We start from the raw sequence: 17,264 nt of genomic DNA on the forward strand, positions 1-17,264 counted from the left end.
GCAGCCAGCGCCCCGCGCCCGGCCCATCCACATTCACATGAAAACTCTTTGATGACACAAGCTATTACCCTGCATGCGGGCCTGAGCAATATGCCGCCAGGCATGTCCCGCGTGCGCGAGCTGCTCAAGCTGCAATTGCGGGCGCAACTGCAGCGCCGCCAGACGCGCATCTGGCTGCAGCTGCTCAATTCCCACCCCGTGTTCCAGGACTTGCTGCAAGCCTATCCGCGCCTGATGCACAAGGTGTACCGCCCTTACCTGAGCACGAACCTGTCGTGCCGCCAGCGCGTCGCCTTGCTGGTCGAGCACTATCATTTCATCCTGCAACAAGGCTGGGGCAAGTTGATGACGCAGGCGGCGCGCGCGCCGGTGCGGCTGGGCACCGTGCCGGGAAAATCGGGCGCGCCCTACCACCTGCAGCTGTGTTCGCTACAACCGATGGACCGCGAAGGCGAGATGGTATTGCAACTGGCGCACGGCGATGACGTGATCTACTCGGTCGCGTTTACCTTTTTCGGTTCGCGCGCGCGCGCCAGCATGAGCGTGGGCATCGGTTGCCTCCAGGGCCCGCGGGGCGCGGAAGGCTTGCGCCGCGTGCGCGAAGCCACGCGCGACCTGCATGGCATGCGCCCCAAGGCCCTGATGGTGCGATTGGTGCGCCAGCTGGGGCATGAACATGGCTGCCGCAATATGGTGCTTGTAGGCAACGTCAACCGCGCCGTCCATCATTCCGCCAAAAAGGGGCGTTTATTCGCCGACTACAATGCCCTTTGGCAAGAACTCGGCGCCCAGGCACGCAAGGACGGCGATTTTGAGTTGCCATGCGAAAACTTGCCCCTGCCTGCCCTGGAAGACATACCCTCGAAAAAGCGCTCGGAAGCACGCAAACGCCACGAACTGACGCTGGCCATGATCAGCAGCCTGCGTAGCGGCCTAGACACCCATCGCAGCCCGGTGCAGGTCGCCACGGCAGGCGCTGCGGCAGCCGCCAACGAGCTACGGCAAGCGGTCGATCTGGATGACGACGACTACGCTTCCGTTATCGCCTGAGTATCCCCGGCCGCCGCACGATGCCCCGCCCTCGCATCGTTGTTTGCCATCGCTGCAGCACCGCCCCTCCTGCAACACACGCTTCAACCCATGCGCGGCCCAATCCTGTTACGCTAGCACTATCGGCATGCACTGCGGTGCGCCGGTTCCCCCAACGCTTACTAGGAGGCAAGTCATGCGCGTAGACATCTACCGCCGGGCCGAGCACGACGGCATTTTTTCCTATCTCGCCGTGCCGGAAGGAAAGCTCATTCCGGAAGAAGTTACCAATACCGACTGGCAGCTGGAAGTACGCGCCAGCGAAGTGGAAGACGATGCCGAGATCTTGCCCAACTACCATATCGAACAGCCGCACCAGCAGATCGCCGCCAAGGGCTATGCGATCACGGGCCTGAAAGACATGTAAACGAAAAAAGCCAAACCAGCATGTCTGCGGTTTGGCTTTGTTGCCTGCGCCGGGCGGTGCCGGTCAGTATTCGACCGCCACTTCTTGCGCGCCCAGCATTTGCTCCAGCGCCATCTGCAATTCATCCGATGGCGCCACTTTCCATTCGTCCCCGAACTGCAGCACGCAACTGACGCCTTGCGGGCTGACCTTGGCGGCGATCGGCAGTCCGTCCGCAGCCCGGTGCGGCATGATCACGTCGCTGATGCGCTTCATGTCCAGCGTCGTGGGCAGAGTCAAGCCCAGCTGGCGCCCATACTGCACGCGTGCAGAGATGATGTCGAAGGCGCTCTCGGCCGTGATGCGCAAGCCACCCGAAAAGCGGTCTTCCGACACCTTGCCCACGACGGCGAGGAATTCATCTTCCTTGAAGATTTTCCGGTTGGAATCGAACAATTCGCCGTACACCGTCACTTCCACCGTGCCGCTCTTGTCGTCAAGCGTGACGATGAGGATCTTGCCGCGCTGCGTCATCTGCGTGCGCAAGCCCGTGATGACGCCCGCCATCATGCGCGGTTCGCGCGACGGCGACAGTTCCGACAGTTTCGTGCGGGCAAAACGGCGTGCCTCGGGTGCATACGAATCGAACAGATGGCCGGACAAGTAGAAGCCCAGTGCGATCTTTTCTTCCGTCAGGCGCTGTTTATCCGTCCACACGGGCACCTTGACGTACTCGGGTGGCGCCACCATGTCGCTGTCGTCGCCGCCGAACAGGCTTACCTGGTTCGCCGCCTTGGCCGCCTGATCGGCGCATTCCATGGCGAAGGCCACGGACGCGAGCAGGATGGCACGGTCGACCTTCAGGCAATCGAAGGCGCCGCTGCGGATCAGGGACTCGATGGTGCGGCGGTTGATTTGCTTTTTATCAACACGTTTGCAGAAATCGAACAGGCTCGTGAAAGGTCCACCGGCCTCGCGCGCGGCGATGATGGCTTCGATGGCATTCTGGCCCGAGCCCTTCACGGCGCCCAGGCCGTAACGGATCTGCGTGACTTTCTTGCCGCTCACGGACGGCGCCGCGCCGCTCGGCATGAAGCGGTAATCGGATTCGTTGATATCCGGCGGCAACAAGGTCAGCTTGCAGATTTCCAGCGCATCTTCCACCAGAATCTTGATCTTGTCCGTGTCGTCCATGGCCAGCGACAAGTTGGCGGCCATGAAGGCGGCCGTGTGGTGCGCTTTCAGGTAAGCCGTGTGATACGACAGCAGGGCGTAGGCGGCGGCGTGCGATTTGTTGAAACCGTAGCCGGCGAACTTTTCCATCAAATCGAAGATCTCGTCGGCCTTTTCCGCCGTCAAGCCATCCTTCGCCGCACCGGCGCGGAAAATCTCGCGGTGCTCGGCCATTTCTTCGGCCTTCTTTTTACCCATGGCGCGGCGCAGCATGTCGGCGCCGCCCAGCGAGTAGCCGCCGACGATCTGCGCCATCTGCATCACCTGCTCCTGATACACCATGATGCCGTAGGTTTCGGACAGAATCGATTCCGTGCGCGGATCGGGATAATCGAAGCGTTCGCCGTGCTTGCGCTTGCAGAAGTCGGGAATCAGGTCCATCGGGCCCGGACGGTACAACGCCACCAGCGCGATAATGTCTTCGAAACGGTCGGGACGCGCATCTTTCAGCATGCCCTGCATGCCGCGCGACTCCAGCTGGAACACGGCCACGGTCTTGGCCTTGGTCAGCAAGTCGTAGGACGGCTTGTCGTTCAGCGGCAATGTTGCCAGATCAAAATTAGCTTGCGCGGGATCAAGCTGCTTGATGTAGCGCACGGCGCGGTCGAGGATGGTGAGGGTCGTCAGACCCAAAAAGTCGAACTTCACGAGGCCGACGGCTTCCACGTCGTCCTTGTCGTACTGCGACACGACGCCCGAGTCGCCGCCCTGCGTGTACAGCGGGCAGAAATCCGTCAGCTTGCCTGGGGCGATCAGGACGCCCCCCGCGTGCATGCCGATATTGCGCGTGATGCCTTCGACTTGCTGCGCCAGGTCCAGCAGTTGCTTGACCTCTTCCTCGTTTTCCAGGCGCTCCTTGAGCAGCGGTTCTTCCTCGATGGCGTCGGCGATCGACACGGGTTTACCGGGCTTGAACGGAATCAGCTTCGAGATGCCGTCGCAGAAGTTATAGCCGAAATCCATCACGCGGCCCACGTCGCGGATCGCGCCCTTGGCCGCCATGGTACCGAAGGTGGCGATCTGCGAGACAGCTTCCTTGCCATACAAATCCTTGACGTGCTGGATGACGCGGTCGCGCCCTTCCTGACAAAAGTCAATATCGAAGTCGGGCATCGAGACGCGTTCGGGATTCAGGAAGCGCTCGAACAGCAGGTTGTATTGCAATGGATCAAGATCGGTAATCAGCAGCGAATACGCCACCAGCGAACCGGCGCCCGAACCGCGGCCCGGGCCGACGGGCACGCCGTTTTCCTTGGCCCACTGGATAAACTCGGCCACGATCAGGAAGTAGCCGGGGAACTTCATGTTGCAGATCGTGTCGGTCTCGAATTTCAGGCGCGACTCGTAGCGCGGACGTTCCTTTTCGCGCTTTTCCGGATCGGGATACAGCTGTAATAGCCGTTTTTCCAGGCCCGCCTGCGATTCGGCGACGAGGAACTGGTCGATCGTCATGCCGTCGGGCGTGGGGAAATTCGGCAATTGAGGCTTGCCCAGGGTCAAGGTCAAATTGCAGCGCTTGGCGATTTCCACGGAATTGGCCAGCGCGGCCGGCAAGTCGGCGAACAGCTCCGCCATGTCGGCCTGCGACAGGAAGCGCTGGCTGTCATTGAAGCGCTTGACCCGCTTGGCGTTGGCCAGCATTTCGCCTTCGGCGATACAGGTGCGGGCTTCGTGGGCAATAAATTCCTCTGGAGAAATAAATTGCACGGGATGCGTGGCCACCACGGGCAAACCCAGCTTGGCGGCCAGCGCCACCGCATGGCGTACCTGCGCTTCCTGGTTGGCCTGGCCGCCGCGCTGGATTTCAATATAGAAATGACCGGGGAAAATCTCGGCCCAGCGCTGCGCATTGCGCTCGGCCAGGGCCAGGTTGCCATTCTCGATGGCAATACCGACGTCGCCGAAGTGCGCGCCGGACAGGACGATCAAGCCATTCGCCGCGCTTTCGCCCGGGTACAGCTCATAGGTATTCGTCGCCAGCGCCTGCAGCCATTCGATGCGCAGCTCGGCGCGGCCCTTGTACTGGTTCGTCAGCCAGGCCGTGGACAGCAGTTCGCACAGTTGCAGATAGCCCATGCGGTTCTTCGCCAGCAGCAGCAGCCGCGACGGCTTTTCGCGGTTGTCATCATTCGTGATCCACACGTCGACGCCGACGATGGGCTTGATGCCCTTGCCGCGCGCTTCCTTGTAGAACTTCACCATGCCAAACAGGTTCGACAGGTCGGTGACGGCCAGCGCCACCTGCTTGTCCTTCGCCGCCGCCTTGACCACGTCGTCGATGCGCACCAGGCCATCGACGATCGAGTACTCCGAGTGCACGCGCAAATGGACGAAGGCAGGGCCGGGCTGCATCGCTTGCTGTGAACCTGCCGGAGCGCCGGCCTCTTGCATTACCATTTCCATCCTGTGTACCGTTTCGTGCAAAATTCAATGGGGTCTATTCTACCGCGTCGCGGCCCCGGACCGGCGATGCGCCCCCCTATTGCAGGCAAGAAATTCCTGCCGCGCACAGCCCGCCGTCACGGCAAAACGTAGCTGGCCGGGTATCCCGCCAGGCCTGTCGGGCTTATAATATCGGCTGTTCAGTCTAACCCGATCGCCATCATGCAAGCCATCACCCCAGCAACACCCGCCGTTTCCGCCGCCGTCAGCCCGTCCGCCACCACGTTTGTCAATATCGCCGCGTATAAATTCATTACGCTCGACGATACGGAAGCCATGCGTCCCCTGTATCAGGAGCAATGCCTGGCGCTGGAACTGAAGGGAACGATCCTGCTGACGCCGGAAGGCATCAACATGTTCCTGTCGGGTACGCGTGAGCATATCGATATCCTCCTCGCCTGGGTCCGCAGCGACGCGCGCCTGGCCGATCTGGAATGGAAGGAAAGCTTGTCGAACGAACAATCGCACAAGCGCATGCTGGTCAAGCTGAAAAAAGAAATCATCACCATGCGCATGCCGCTGATCAAGCCGGAACTGGGCCGCGCCCCGTCCGTCGACGCGCATACGCTCAAGCGCTGGCTCGACGCCGGCGTCGACGATGCTGGCAAACCCGTGATCATGATGGAAACGCGCAACGCCTTTGAAGTGGACGTGGGCACGTTCAACAACACGCTTGATTACCGCATCGACAAGTTCACGGAATTCCCGGCCGTGGCTGCCGCCCACAAGGATGAACTGGAAGGCAAGACCGTCGTCACCTTCTGCACCGGCGGCATCCGCTGCGAAAAGGCCGCCATCCACATGAAGGAAATCGGCTACGACAGCGTGTACCAGCTCGACGGCGGCATCCTGAAGTATTTCGAGGAAGTGGGCGGCGAGCACTACACGGGCGACTGCTTTGTCTTCGATTACCGCACGGCGCTGAACCCGAAACTGGAACCGACGGAAACCGTGCAATGTTTCGTCTGCCGCGCCGTCGTCACGCCGCGCCAGCAGCTGGCGCCGGAATATGTGTATGAAGTGTCATGCCCGCATTGCTACGGCAAGAAAATCGCTCAATAACGTCAGTCCAAACTCATGGTGAAGAAATGTGTGGCTTGGTGGCCACACATGACGCAGCACGCTTAACCTGGCGCTCCAAGACATTGCAGTGAGCACCCTGAAATGGTTGCCATGCAATGTTTAGATAGAGAATCTTTCAACATCATTACATATTCCACCACATACACGTCTGACTCTCGCGCCAAACGCAAGCAAATGTAACAACATTGGATTTGCCTGGAGCTTTAATAAACACTGTTCGTCTCCACAATAATAATTGCCGTTTGGATATTTTTAATATCAGGCATTATTGCGTGCTTTATTTCACATTCTTTCCGATCCACCTGTAACCGGACGACGTCCGTTGAAGCGATGCATACATGGCAATTCCATGTGTTCTGAATTATAATCAAGAGCTAATTGTTTTTTTATCGTATGGTAAATTTTAGATGATTTTGGTAACCGGAGAGCCGAAGTTTATTATTTTATAATTTCACTTCATGCTGAATCGGCTTGCACGGAACGATGAACCAGCAACTGATGTGACAAGCACGCTTGCTCGGAAAATTAGCGCAATAGGTATCCAGTCAACCAGGCTATTTGGGCAGCCGGTTTTCTATTCATGACGCCCGGCGTTGCTAAAATTACCATACCAAAAAACAACGCTACGCGATCAGGCCGTGGGCCGGCGAGTTAGTGGCAAGCATCAAGGTATCAACTTGAGCGATGCGGAAAAGCAGGGACAAGAGCAGACATGGTGGCGTGTTGCCTGACCTGCACACCGAACTTATACTTTGCCACCAGGCACTGCGCTGGCCGATCAGTTGTACGGGCGCCAGCCCGCAAGCCGATGAGGCAGGCAAATTTAATTCGTTCAATAGGAATAATAAAAATGAAAGCAGTCATTCTTGCGGGTGGCCTCGGCACCCGGATCTCCGAAGAGACCCACACCAAACCCAAGCCCATGATTGAAATTGGCGGCAAGCCAATTTTGTGGCATATCATGAAAAGCTATTCAAGCTATGGCATCAACGACTTTGTGATTTGCTGCGGCTACAAGGGCTATGTCATCAAGGAATATTTCGCGAATTATTTCCTGCACACGTCGGACGTGACGTTCGATATGCAGAATAATCAGATGGAAGTGCATGCGCGCAATGCCGAGCCGTGGAAAGTGACGCTGGTCGACACGGGCGACGAGACCATGACCGGCGGGCGTCTGAAGCGTGTCCAGCCCTACCTGGAAGGCGAAGAGGCATTCTGTTTCACCTACGGCGATGGCGTGAGCGATGTCAACATTGCTGAATCGATCGCCTTCCACAAGGCGCACGGTAAGCTCGCCACCCTGACCGCGACGCAGCCGCCCGGCCGCTTTGGCGCGCTGAATCTGGATGGCAACAAGATCAACAGTTTCCAGGAAAAACCGCAAGGCGATGGCGCCTGGATCAACGGCGGCTATTTCGTGCTGTCGCCGCAAGTCATCGACTATATCGCCGAAGACAGTACCGTGTGGGAAAAGGCGCCGATGGAGCGCCTGGCGCGGGAAGGCGAAATGCATGCCTTCTTCCATCACGGCTTCTGGCAACCGATGGATACCCTGCGCGACAAGGTGCACCTGGAAGAACTGTGGCAATCGGGCAAGGCCCCCTGGAAGGCGGCTTGATGAATCCTGCATTCTGGCAAGGAAAACGTGTTTTCCTCACCGGGCATACCGGCTTCAAGGGTGGCTGGCTGAGCCTGTGGCTGCAGCAGCTTGGCGCCGACGTGACCGGCTATGCGCTGGCGGCGCCCACCACCCCCAGCCTGTTTGAGGTCGCCGACGTGGCGCGTGGCATGCAGTCGATCATCGGCGACGTGCGCGATGGCGACGCAGTCAAGCGCGCCATGGCCGCCGCGCGCCCGGACATCGTCATTCACATGGCCGCCCAGCCGCTGGTGCGCTACTCGTACGCCAATCCGGTGGAAACGTATTCCACCAACGTCATGGGCGTGGTGCATGTGCTCGAAGCCGTGCGCGCCACGCCTGGCGTGCGTGCGGTGGTGAATGTCACCAGCGACAAGTGCTATGAAAACCGCGAGTGGCCGTGGGGCTACCGCGAAAACGAGGCCATGGGCGGCTACGATCCCTACAGCAACAGCAAGGGCTGTGCCGAACTGGTGACAGCCGGCTACCGCAGTTCCTTCTTCCATGCGGACAAATACGCCGAGCACGGCGTGGCTCTGGGCAGCGGCCGCGCCGGCAACGTCATCGGCGGCGGCGACTGGGCGCTGGATCGCCTGATCCCGGATATGCTGCGCGCGATTGGCGCCGGCGAGCCGGTAATGATCCGCAATCCCCATGCAATCCGCCCGTGGCAGCATGTGCTCGAGCCATTGAGCGGTTATCTGACCCTGGCGGAAAACCTGTACACGGCAGGCCCCGTGCATGCCGAAGGCTGGAACTTCGGCCCGCACGATACCGACGCCAAGCCGGTCGAATGGATCATCGAGCGCATGACGCAAGAATGGGGCGCGGGCGCCTCCTGGTCGTTCGATGGACAGGACCATCCGCATGAGGCAACCTATCTGAAACTCGATTGTTCCAAGGCACGCGGCCAGCTGGGCTGGCATCCGCGTTGGGACATCGGCCAGACCATCGCCAAGATCGTCGAATGGCATAAGGCCTGCGACCAGGGCGCGGACATGCGGGCAATGACGCTGGCGCAAATCGCCACCTATCAAAATACCTGATTAATTACCTAATAAATTGAAGGCTGTATCATGAGCGAACAACTGACCCAACAACAAATCCGCGAGCAGATCGCCGCCCTGGTGGCGCAATACGGCGCACTGGCCAGCGTGCCGAAACCCTTCGAGCCGGGCGTGACGGTGATTCCACCGGCCGGCAAAGTCGTCGGCGCCCCCGAGATGGGCCTGATGGTCGAAGCCTCGCTGGACGCCTGGCTGACCACGGGGCGTTTCAATGACGAATTCGAACAGCGCCTGGCCAAGTTCATCGGCGTCGAATTCCTGATCACGGTGAACTCCGGCTCGTCCGCCAACCTGGTGGCCTTCTCGGCGCTGACGTCGCCGAAACTCGGCGCGCGCGCCATCCAGCCCGGTGACGAAGTCATCGGCGTGGCGGCCGGTTTCCCGACCACCGTCAATCCGATTCTGCAATATGGTGCGGTACCCGTCTTCGTCGACGTGGAACTGGGCACCTACAATATTGACGCCAGCAAAATCGAAGCGGCCATCACGGACAAGACCAAGGCCATCATGCTGGCCCATACCCTGGGCAATCCGTTTAACCTGGAAGTCATCGTCGCGCTGTGCAAAAAGTACAATCTGTGGCTGGTGGAAGATTGCTGCGACGCCCTGGGCGCCACGTATAACGGCCAGATGTGCGGCACCTTCGGCGATATCGGCACCATGAGTTTTTACCCCGCGCACCATATCACCATGGGCGAAGGCGGCGCGGTGTTCACCAACAATCCGGAACTGAAAGCGATTGCCGAATCGTTCCGCGACTGGGGCCGCGACTGCTATTGCGCGCCAGGCAAGGACAACACCTGCGGCCAGCGCTTCTGCTGCAAGCTGGGCACGCTGCCGGACGGCTATGACCACAAGTACACCTACAGCCACCTGGGCTACAACCTGAAGATTACCGACATGCAGGCCGCTTGCGGCCTGGCGCAGATGGACCGCGCGGCCGGTTTCGTGCAGGCGCGCAAGGACAATTTCAACTACATGAAAAATGGCCTGCAGAGCTGTGCGGAGTTCCTGATCCTGCCGGAAGCGACGCCGAACTCGGATCCGTCGTGGTTCGGTTTCCCGATCACCCTGCGTCCGGAAGCGAATGTGGACCGTGTCAGCCTGCTGACCTTCCTGGACCAACACAAGATCGGTACGCGTCTGCTGTTTGCCGGCAACCTGACGCGCCAGCCGTATATGATCGGGCGTAACTACCGCGTCTCGGGCGAGCTGACGAATACCGACCGCATCATGCACGACACCCTGTGGATCGGCGTCTTCCCGGGCCTGACCCGTGAAATGATGGACTTCTCGATCAGCAAGATCGAAGAATTCTTTGGCGTGAACTTCTAAATCATATTATGAAACTACTGAAAGAACTCCTCCCCGCCTGTTTTTTGCTTGAGCCTAGCCATTTTGAAGATGCGCGAGGCACTTTTGTTAAAACCTATCATGAAGGCATCTGCAAAAGTTTAGGCGCCAATCTGGATATCCAGGAGGAGTTCTACTCTATTTCACGCAAGGACGTCATTCGCGGCATGCACTTTCAGCTGCCGCCGCACGATCACGACAAGCTGGTTTACTGTACCCGCGGCGCTGTCCGCGATGTACTGCTAGACCTGCGAAAAGGACCCGGCTACGGCAAAGTGGCATCCGTCGACCTGTCTGGAGAAAATGGGCTGATGGTCTTTATTCCCAAGGGAATAGCTCATGGTTTTGTTGCGCTGACAGAGGAAGCGTTGATGCTGTACAAGACCAGCACGGTGCACACGCCGTCTGCCGACTGCGGCATACGCTGGGACAGCTTCGGGTTCGATTGGCAAGTAACAGCACCGATCATGTCGGTGCGCGATGAGCAGCACGGCGCCTTTGCCGATTTCATTTCTCCGTTTTAGTAGGATATATTCCGTGAAAGTATTTCTTACTGGCGCTACCGGTTTTATAGGCAGTCAGCTGGTCAAACGTCTGCTCGCCGATAATCACGAGGTTGCCATCCTGGTACGCCAGCATTCCGATCTCAGCGTATTACATGATGCCTTGCCAAAGATTAGCGTGCATATCCATGATGGCAGCTATCCCACCTTATATGCGGCATTGGAGCAAACTCGGCCAGACGTCGTGTGCCACGTTGCCTCCTTGTTCCTGGCACAGCACAAGCCGGAAGATGTGAACCGCCTGATCGAGTCAAATCTCGGCATGCCGACACAGTTGCTTGAGGCTATGCAACAGTTGGGCTTGCGTCGCCTGATTAATACCGGCACGTCCTGGCAGCACTTCGAGGACGCGGCATACAATCCCGTTAACCTGTATGCGGCCACCAAGCAAGCATTCGAGGACTTACTGGCCTACTATGTATCCGCGCACGGTTTTCAAGCCATCACACTGAAGCTGTTCGACACTTACGGCCCCGGCGATACTCGTGCAAAACTGTTCAGCTTGTTGCGCAAGACAGCCCGCAGCGGCGTCAACCTGCGCATGTCGCCGGGAGAGCAACTGCTCGACCTCGTGTATATCGATGACGTACTCGATGCCTACCTCCTGGCCATGCAGCGCCTCCCCTCAATTGGCGCAGCGGAATGCTATGCCGTCAGCAACCCCGCTCGTCTGACCTTGAAAGATCTGGTGCGGGTCTATGGCGCCGTCGTAGGCAAAGACCTGCAGATCGAATGGGGCGGCCTTCCCTACCGTCCACGTGAAACCATGCAACCGAGTACGCGTCAACCTCGCCTGCCAGGTTGGCAGCCGCAAATTACGTTGCAACAGGGGATCGCGCACATGGAAGCCGACACGCTCATCGACGGCTTGCTTGCCGGACCAGGTAAATGAAAAAAGACATGCTCTGGGGCTATCTGTCTCAGTTTTTGCAGTATGGAGCAGCTTTGCTGGTTCTGCCACTATTGCTGAGAAAACTGAGCAGTGCCGAGCTGGGCATCTGGTACGTCTTCATGACGATATCGGCGCTGGTGACGATGCTCGACCTCGGATTCACGCCCACGCTGGCGCGCAATGTCAGCTATGTCCTGGGCGGCGCGAAACGCCTGCTCAAGGATGGTTTCGAAGTGCTGAGCACACCATCCCCAGTCGACTATAGCCTGTTCAATGCCATCATTCATGCGGCACGGCGCATCTTCATGGTATTGGCCGGCTGCGCCTTCCTGTTGCTGGCCACCCTGGGTAGCTGGTACATCGTACATGTATCGCAAGGGCAGATCGCCACGCAGGAGGTATTACTTGCCTGGGGTGTGTTTGTTGTCGCTACGGTTATCAATCTGTATTACAAATACTATACGCCATTACTGCAAGGACGCGGCCTGTATGCCGCCTTCTATAAATCGAGTGCCCTGTCCAATCTCGGTTTCGTGATTGTGACAGCCATACTTTTGCAATGCGGACTGACCTTACTGGCAGTGGCGCTGGGATACCTTGCTTCGGCACTCATTGGACGCTGGCTCAGCTGGTATTACTTTCACGACCAGTCTTTCCAGGCAGCCCTGCGTCAGGCGCCGCATTCCAGCATCTCCACGCGGGATATTTTCGGTATTCTCTGGCATAACGCATGGCGCATGGGCCTGGGGGTCATCGGCGCCTTCCTGATATTAAGGGCCAATACGCTGCTGTCGTCCGCTTACCTGGGCCTGGCCACCACCGCTGCTTATGCACTGACGCTGCAGGTCTATTCCGTCTTACAAAACATGTCGATGGTTCTGTTCAATATCCAGCAACCCAAACTTGCGCAATACCGTGTCGCGAATGAACCAGAGCGCCTGCGTCACACCATACAACTCGGCATCGGTTGTGCACTCGGGATCTTTCTCTGTGGCGCGATCATCCTGGTGTGTTTTGGCCCGACCATGATCAAATGGATCGGCGGTCAAACCGGGCTGCTGGCATTGCCACTGCTGATTTGGGTCGGGATCATGGTCCTGCTGGAACTGAACCACTCGCTGGCAGCCAGCGTCATTGTCACAGGTAACCGTGTGCCATTTGTCAAACCAGCGCTCGTTTCCGGGCTGGCTATTGTCACGCTCTCATGGCTAGGCCTGCGTTTGGGAGAAATGGGCCTGACGTGGCTCATAGCAAGTCAATTTACAGTACAACTCGTCTATAACAATTGGAAATGGCCATACATGGTCTGGCTCGAACTGTATCGCAATAAAGCGTCGCCTGCCGCCTCCTCGCCCCATCAAATGAAAGTGTAACGTTTGAACATTCTCGATATTGAAGACCAGTTTGCCATTTGTGCAGATCGTCCTTCGTCACTCATCATTGATGGTGGCATGCGCCTCATGCCGACACTGTCCATCATGATCCCGACCTATCGCCGCCCGGACATGCTGGCGCAGGCGATTCGCTCGGTACTGGCCCAGGCAAGCGATATTGACTTCGAAATCGTCGTCGTGGATAACGACCATTCGATGAGCGCACAAATTGACGAACTGATTCGTCAATTTGCAGATGATCGCCTGCGCCTGTTCCGCAACAGCGAAAATCTGGGCATGTTCGGCAATTGGAACCGCTGTATTGAACTGGCGCGCAGTGAATGGATTTCCATTTTGAATGATGATGATTTATTGCATCCAGATTTTGTCGCTGAAATGTTCTCGGTGCTGAAAAAAGATCCTTCGATCAGCCTGCTATATTGCCGCTCCATTTTTATGGATGCCCGTGGCAGTCTTAACCAGCAGCTCAAAAACAGAATCAAACAAGGCCTGAAAAATATCAAGAATACATGGTTTTTGCCGCATTTGAGCCGCATCCCGATTTCCCACGTCTATATGGATGCGCCATCGAGCGCCCTTGGCCTGATTTTCAAACGTAGTCACGCCATGCAAATTGGTGGCTACAAGGCGTCTGCCTTTCCCAGTTCAGACTATGTATTTTTCACAATGTATTTCCTGAATTTCGGTGCAAGCAGACTGAACAAGACCCTGGCGTATTATCGCATTCACGAAAACGAAACCGCCAATCCGGCCACCGGCGAAGGGTTTATTGCAAAAAACATACAATTGCGTAGGGCGCTGGAAAAACACGTCAATGTACCACCGTCACTGCTACGTCAGTATGCTCAGTTCTATGCATTGGTCACGATAAAACAATATAAAAACTTCTGGAATATAGACCTTGATCTCCCCCGTCTGCGTCGGAAACATAGCTTGAGTACACTGCCAGCCACGCCATTTTTTCACCTAAGCAGACTTGTATTGCGCCTGTGCTTTCTCTTTTCTCGGAAAAAATAATTGAATTTCAATTCGAATTAAACTACATAATTCAATAATATTTCTATGACAAAAATAAATACACCGAAGAAGAAGATACTCATTGCCGCTTACGCCATCTCACCGTATTCAGGCTCCGAATTTGGCGTAGGATGGAATTTCGTTTCCAAGCTGAGCGCGTTTTACGACATTACCGTGCTGTACGGAACGTCCGGTGTCTGCATGGGGAATCATGAGGCGATGCTTCAATATCGCCAAAGCAATCCAGACGATGGCGTCAACTATGTGTATGTCGAGCCGAACCGATTAGTGCGTTTGTTCGACTGGATGAACCGTTCGATCACCCCCTTGTTCTTTTCATTTTCTTACATGTTGTGGCAACGCCAGGTACTAGCCACCGCAAGAAAAATGCAGGCAAATGAAAATTACAGCCTCGTGCACCAACTGAACACGATCGGATTTCGGCATCCGGGTTTTTTGTGGAAACTCGACCTTCCCTTTGTCTGGGGGCCGGTCGGTGGAAGTTCGAACTTGAACGATATATTTTTCCCTATATTGGGAAAAGGAAATTTTCTTCGGCACAAGTTGAGAAACTGGACAAATAGCTACTTCCTGCAATACTCGGCACGCGTCAAAAATGCGGCAATGGCAGCAAAGGCAATTTTTTCGGCCACCTCGGCTGATCGCGATAATCTCCAGCATTTTCTGCATGTGGATTGCCAGATCATTCGTGAAAACTCGCTCTTGAATCTACGGGAGACGATCAAGCCGACAGGCGCCGAGGTGCAATTTGTCTGGGCTGGCCGCATCGACGAACTCAAGGCTCTGAACCTCGTGCTGAGCGCCCTCGAGCACTTGTCCGGACGACAGGACTGGCGCTTGCACGTCATCGGTGACGGACCGTGCAAAGCAGTGCTGCAGGCCCAATCCACGGCGCTGAAACTCGATGGGCGGATCATGTGGCATGGACAGGTGCCGCGCGAGCAGGTGCTCGACATCATGCGTGAAGCCGATGTTCACGTCATGCCGTCAATGATGGACAGCAATCCCACCGTATTGCTGGAAGCGTTTGAAATGGGCTTGCCCAGTATCGCGCTCGACCAGTTTGGCGCACGTGACCTGATAACAGCAGAAACTGGCTTCAAGGTAACGCTCAACACTGTAGAGGGCATCATTGAGCAGATGGCGGACCACATGGCATTTTGTCTGAACAATCATGCAGCGCTCGACCACATGAAAACCAATGTCCTGCAGCGCCAGGCGGAACTGCACTGGGATGTGACAATACGTCAGGTGCGCGACATTTATGAAAAGGTGACGCATGAGTGATTTTTTTTCAACGCTGGCCTCACGCGCAAGAAAAGAGAAATTCGCCATCGATCCGGACGTTCCCAAGGCCTATCTGCTGCGTTTTTTCGCTGGTAAGGTCATTGACCTCTTGCGTGGCATTCTAGTGTTTCGACGCCTGAACGCGCGCATTTTTGTCGGCAGGAAGACAGAGATTTTGTGTACCTCGAAAATCCGTACCGGCCGCTTCATCAAATTTGCATCCGAATGCTATGTGGATGCCCTGTCGCGCGATGGAATTCATCTGGGGAATAATTTTTCCCTGGGACGTGGTGCATCCATTGAATGCACAGGATCGCTGGCAACCCTGGGCAAGGGGTTTTCTGCAGGAAATAATGTAGGAATTGGTTCCTTCAGCTTCCTGGGCTGTGCGGGCGGCATCAGCATCGGTGATGACACCATACTGGGCAATTTTGTCAGCATGCATTCCGAAAATCACAATTTTGAGGACAGCGGCGTCCCCATCCGTCTGCAAGGCGTCACTCAGCAAGGCATACGCGTAGGGAACAACTGCTGGATCGGCGCCAAGGCCACCATCCTTGACGGTGCCGAGATTGGCGACAATACCGTGATTGCCGCCGGTGCGGTCGTCACTGCGGGGAAGTATGAAGGCAACGCCGTATACGGCGGCATTCCGGCACGTAAATTAAAATCACTTATCGCATGACGCACATACCTCCCGTCTCCTCAGCGGAGTCCGTAAAAATCGACCTGGTGTTCTGCCATTTGCTCAATGACGCATCCGGCAGTCCGCGGGTACTGCGAGGTACCATCCGGGCATTGGTTGACGATCCCGCTCGCGCGATGCTCTTTGTTGGCTCCCAGGGCCGTGGCGTCCTGGAAACGTCCGGCATTCCCCTCAGCCGATATTGGTACCACCGTTCGCGGTTGCGTATCATTACTCTCTGCAATCTGCTACTCAGCCAGATATTTCTGCTGTTCTCCTTGCTCTGCCAACGCAACATCGCCAAGGATGCTGTGATTTATGTGAATACCCTGCTGCCTTTCGGTGGGGCGCTATATGGCAAGCTCACCGGGCGCAAGGTCATCTATCATGTCCATGAAATATCCATAGAACCCAAGCCCTTGCGTCTGTTGCTCTGCACGATCGCGCGCATGTGCTCGGCCTACAATATTTATGTGTCGAAGTCGCACGCGGAAGCCTTGCCTATCGCCGACGTGCCGGCCGTGCAAATCTACAATACGCTCGACGCGGACTTCACGGCGGTCGCGGCGCAAGCCAGCTATCAACCGCGTCACGATGGCATCTTTACGATACTGATGCTGGCATCGCTGCGCGATTACAAGGGTGTGCCGGAAATGGTGGCGCTGGCCGCCGCGCTGGCCGACCGCAAAGACGTGCAATTTGAATTGGTGGTCAACGACGATCAGGCGGCCATCACGCAATATTTTGTCCATATGCCTATAACGCCCAATCTGCGCGTATATCCTCGCACCGACAATCCCGCCATGTTTTATCAGCGCGCTGGCATGCTGCTCAACCTCTCGCGCGTGGATAGCTGGATTGAAACCTTCGGACTCACGGTGCTGGAAGGCATGGCTTTTGGCATACCCGTGCTTGTACCACCATTGGGCGGGCCGGCAGAGCTGGTAAACGACATGCAGGAAGGATTTCTGGTCGACTCACGTGACTTTGCACTGTTAAAACAAAGAACGCTGGCCCTTGCAGACGATACCGCCCTGTGCCATGCCATGTCGAAAGCGGCACGCGCCAGGGCCGAGAACTTTTCACAAGAGAAGTTTTCCCAGGCGCTCAGGGAGCTCGTGGGGATGCTGAGATGATGCGACCAATACAC

At 56.8% G+C, this 17,264-nt stretch carries 14 protein-coding genes; 13 read left to right on the forward strand and 1 reads right to left on the reverse strand.

The window, feature by feature from the left end; translation table 11 throughout:
• Window positions 1-51 precede the first annotated feature (51 nt).
• Both BZG29_RS24160 and BZG29_RS24165 read left to right on the forward strand, forming a co-directional pair.
• Window positions 52-1,050 carry a VirK/YbjX family protein gene (locus BZG29_RS24160; RefSeq protein WP_077408242.1) on the forward strand — a complete coding sequence of 333 codons (999 nt, stop codon included), beginning with the start codon at window positions 52-54 and terminating at the stop codon, window positions 1,048-1,050.
• A 175-nt stretch (window positions 1,051-1,225) separates the two neighbouring features.
• The gene (locus BZG29_RS24165) at window positions 1,226-1,456 is read left to right on the forward strand and encodes a DUF6139 family protein (RefSeq protein ID WP_077408244.1); all 231 of its coding nucleotides are present in this window, start codon (window positions 1,226-1,228) and stop codon (window positions 1,454-1,456) included.
• 63 nt (window positions 1,457-1,519) lie between these two features.
• Here the strand turns inward: BZG29_RS24165 and dnaE are convergent, their stop codons facing one another.
• Window positions 1,520-5,059: a DNA polymerase III subunit alpha gene (gene dnaE / locus BZG29_RS24170; protein WP_150131040.1), complete on the reverse strand. Its 3,540-nt coding sequence runs from the start codon at window positions 5,057-5,059 to the stop codon at window positions 1,520-1,522.
• A gap of 213 nt (window positions 5,060-5,272) precedes the next feature.
• On the opposite strand from dnaE, the gene BZG29_RS24175 reads away from it, so the two are divergent.
• The 11 genes from BZG29_RS24175 to BZG29_RS24225 all read left to right on the forward strand — a co-directional run bounded on the left by BZG29_RS24175 (window position 5,273) and on the right by BZG29_RS24225 (window position 17,250).
• Entirely contained in the window at window positions 5,273-6,172 is a 900-nt protein-coding gene (locus BZG29_RS24175; RefSeq protein ID WP_077408248.1) for a sulfurtransferase, read from the forward strand.
• Window positions 6,173-7,043: 871 nt separating this feature from the next.
• Window positions 7,044-7,814: a glucose-1-phosphate cytidylyltransferase gene (gene rfbF, locus BZG29_RS24180; RefSeq protein ID WP_077408249.1), complete on the forward strand. Its 771-nt coding sequence runs from the start codon at window positions 7,044-7,046 to the stop codon at window positions 7,812-7,814.
• Window positions 7,814-8,881 (forward strand): CDP-glucose 4,6-dehydratase, encoded by a 1,068-nt coding sequence (gene rfbG, locus BZG29_RS24185; RefSeq protein WP_077408251.1) that lies wholly within the window; start codon window positions 7,814-7,816, stop codon window positions 8,879-8,881. Before rfbF ends, rfbG begins: the two co-directional genes overlap by 1 nt.
• 30 nt (window positions 8,882-8,911) lie before the next feature.
• On the forward strand, window positions 8,912-10,237 hold the full coding sequence (gene rfbH, locus BZG29_RS24190) for a lipopolysaccharide biosynthesis protein RfbH (protein WP_077408253.1): 1,326 nt from the start codon (window positions 8,912-8,914) through the stop codon (window positions 10,235-10,237).
• 8 nt (window positions 10,238-10,245) lie between these two features.
• A complete protein-coding gene (locus tag BZG29_RS24195) occupies window positions 10,246-10,779 on the forward strand; it encodes a dTDP-4-dehydrorhamnose 3,5-epimerase family protein (RefSeq protein WP_171985099.1) in 534 nt (177 codons plus the stop codon).
• 13 nt (window positions 10,780-10,792) lie between these two features.
• Complete coding sequence (locus tag BZG29_RS24200) at window positions 10,793-11,710, forward strand: NAD(P)-dependent oxidoreductase (protein WP_216350328.1); 918 nt, start codon at window positions 10,793-10,795, stop codon at window positions 11,708-11,710.
• Complete coding sequence (gene wzx / locus BZG29_RS24205; protein ID WP_077408258.1) at window positions 11,707-13,083, forward strand: O-unit flippase-like protein; 1,377 nt, start codon at window positions 11,707-11,709, stop codon at window positions 13,081-13,083. The genes BZG29_RS24200 and wzx overlap by 4 nt, the downstream gene beginning before the upstream one ends.
• A 3-nt stretch (window positions 13,084-13,086) precedes the next feature.
• Window positions 13,087-14,121 carry a glycosyltransferase gene (locus BZG29_RS24210; protein ID WP_077408260.1) on the forward strand — a complete coding sequence of 345 codons (1,035 nt, stop codon included), beginning with the start codon at window positions 13,087-13,089 and terminating at the stop codon, window positions 14,119-14,121.
• A gap of 45 nt (window positions 14,122-14,166) precedes the next feature.
• On the forward strand, window positions 14,167-15,429 hold the full coding sequence (locus BZG29_RS24215; protein WP_077408262.1) for a glycosyltransferase family 4 protein: 1,263 nt from the start codon (window positions 14,167-14,169) through the stop codon (window positions 15,427-15,429).
• Window positions 15,422-16,114 carry an acyltransferase gene (locus tag BZG29_RS24220; RefSeq protein ID WP_077408264.1) on the forward strand — a complete coding sequence of 231 codons (693 nt, stop codon included), beginning with the start codon at window positions 15,422-15,424 and terminating at the stop codon, window positions 16,112-16,114. Before BZG29_RS24215 ends, BZG29_RS24220 begins: the two co-directional genes overlap by 8 nt.
• Entirely contained in the window at window positions 16,111-17,250 is a 1,140-nt protein-coding gene (locus BZG29_RS24225) for a glycosyltransferase family 4 protein (RefSeq protein WP_077408266.1), read from the forward strand. The genes BZG29_RS24220 and BZG29_RS24225 overlap by 4 nt, the downstream gene beginning before the upstream one ends.
• Window positions 17,251-17,264: the final 14 nt, after the last annotated feature.

Source organism: Janthinobacterium sp. LM6 (assembly GCF_002002885.1).
Taxonomy (GTDB): Bacteria; Pseudomonadota; Gammaproteobacteria; order Burkholderiales; family Burkholderiaceae_D; genus Janthinobacterium; species Janthinobacterium kumbetense.

Coding starts and splice junctions, on each gene's coding strand:
- BZG29_RS24165 (WP_077408244.1), top strand. CDS start 1,226: ATGCGCGTAGACATCTACCGCCGGGCCGAGCACGACGGCATTTTTTCC.
- BZG29_RS24215 (WP_077408262.1), top strand. CDS start 14,167: ATGACAAAAATAAATACACCGAAGAAGAAGATACTCATTGCCGCTTAC.
- BZG29_RS24225 (WP_077408266.1), top strand. CDS start 16,111: ATGACGCACATACCTCCCGTCTCCTCAGCGGAGTCCGTAAAAATCGAC.
- rfbG (WP_077408251.1), top strand. CDS start 7,814: ATGAATCCTGCATTCTGGCAAGGAAAACGTGTTTTCCTCACCGGGCAT.
- rfbH (WP_077408253.1), top strand. CDS start 8,912: ATGAGCGAACAACTGACCCAACAACAAATCCGCGAGCAGATCGCCGCC.
- BZG29_RS24160 (WP_077408242.1), top strand. CDS start 52: ATGACACAAGCTATTACCCTGCATGCGGGCCTGAGCAATATGCCGCCA.
- BZG29_RS24175 (WP_077408248.1), top strand. CDS start 5,273: ATGCAAGCCATCACCCCAGCAACACCCGCCGTTTCCGCCGCCGTCAGC.
- BZG29_RS24195 (WP_171985099.1), top strand. CDS start 10,246: ATGAAACTACTGAAAGAACTCCTCCCCGCCTGTTTTTTGCTTGAGCCT.
- wzx (WP_077408258.1), top strand. CDS start 11,707: ATGAAAAAAGACATGCTCTGGGGCTATCTGTCTCAGTTTTTGCAGTAT.
- dnaE (WP_150131040.1), bottom strand. CDS start 5,059: ATGCAAGAGGCCGGCGCTCCGGCAGGTTCACAGCAAGCGATGCAGCCC.
- rfbF (WP_077408249.1), top strand. CDS start 7,044: ATGAAAGCAGTCATTCTTGCGGGTGGCCTCGGCACCCGGATCTCCGAA.
- BZG29_RS24220 (WP_077408264.1), top strand. CDS start 15,422: ATGAGTGATTTTTTTTCAACGCTGGCCTCACGCGCAAGAAAAGAGAAA.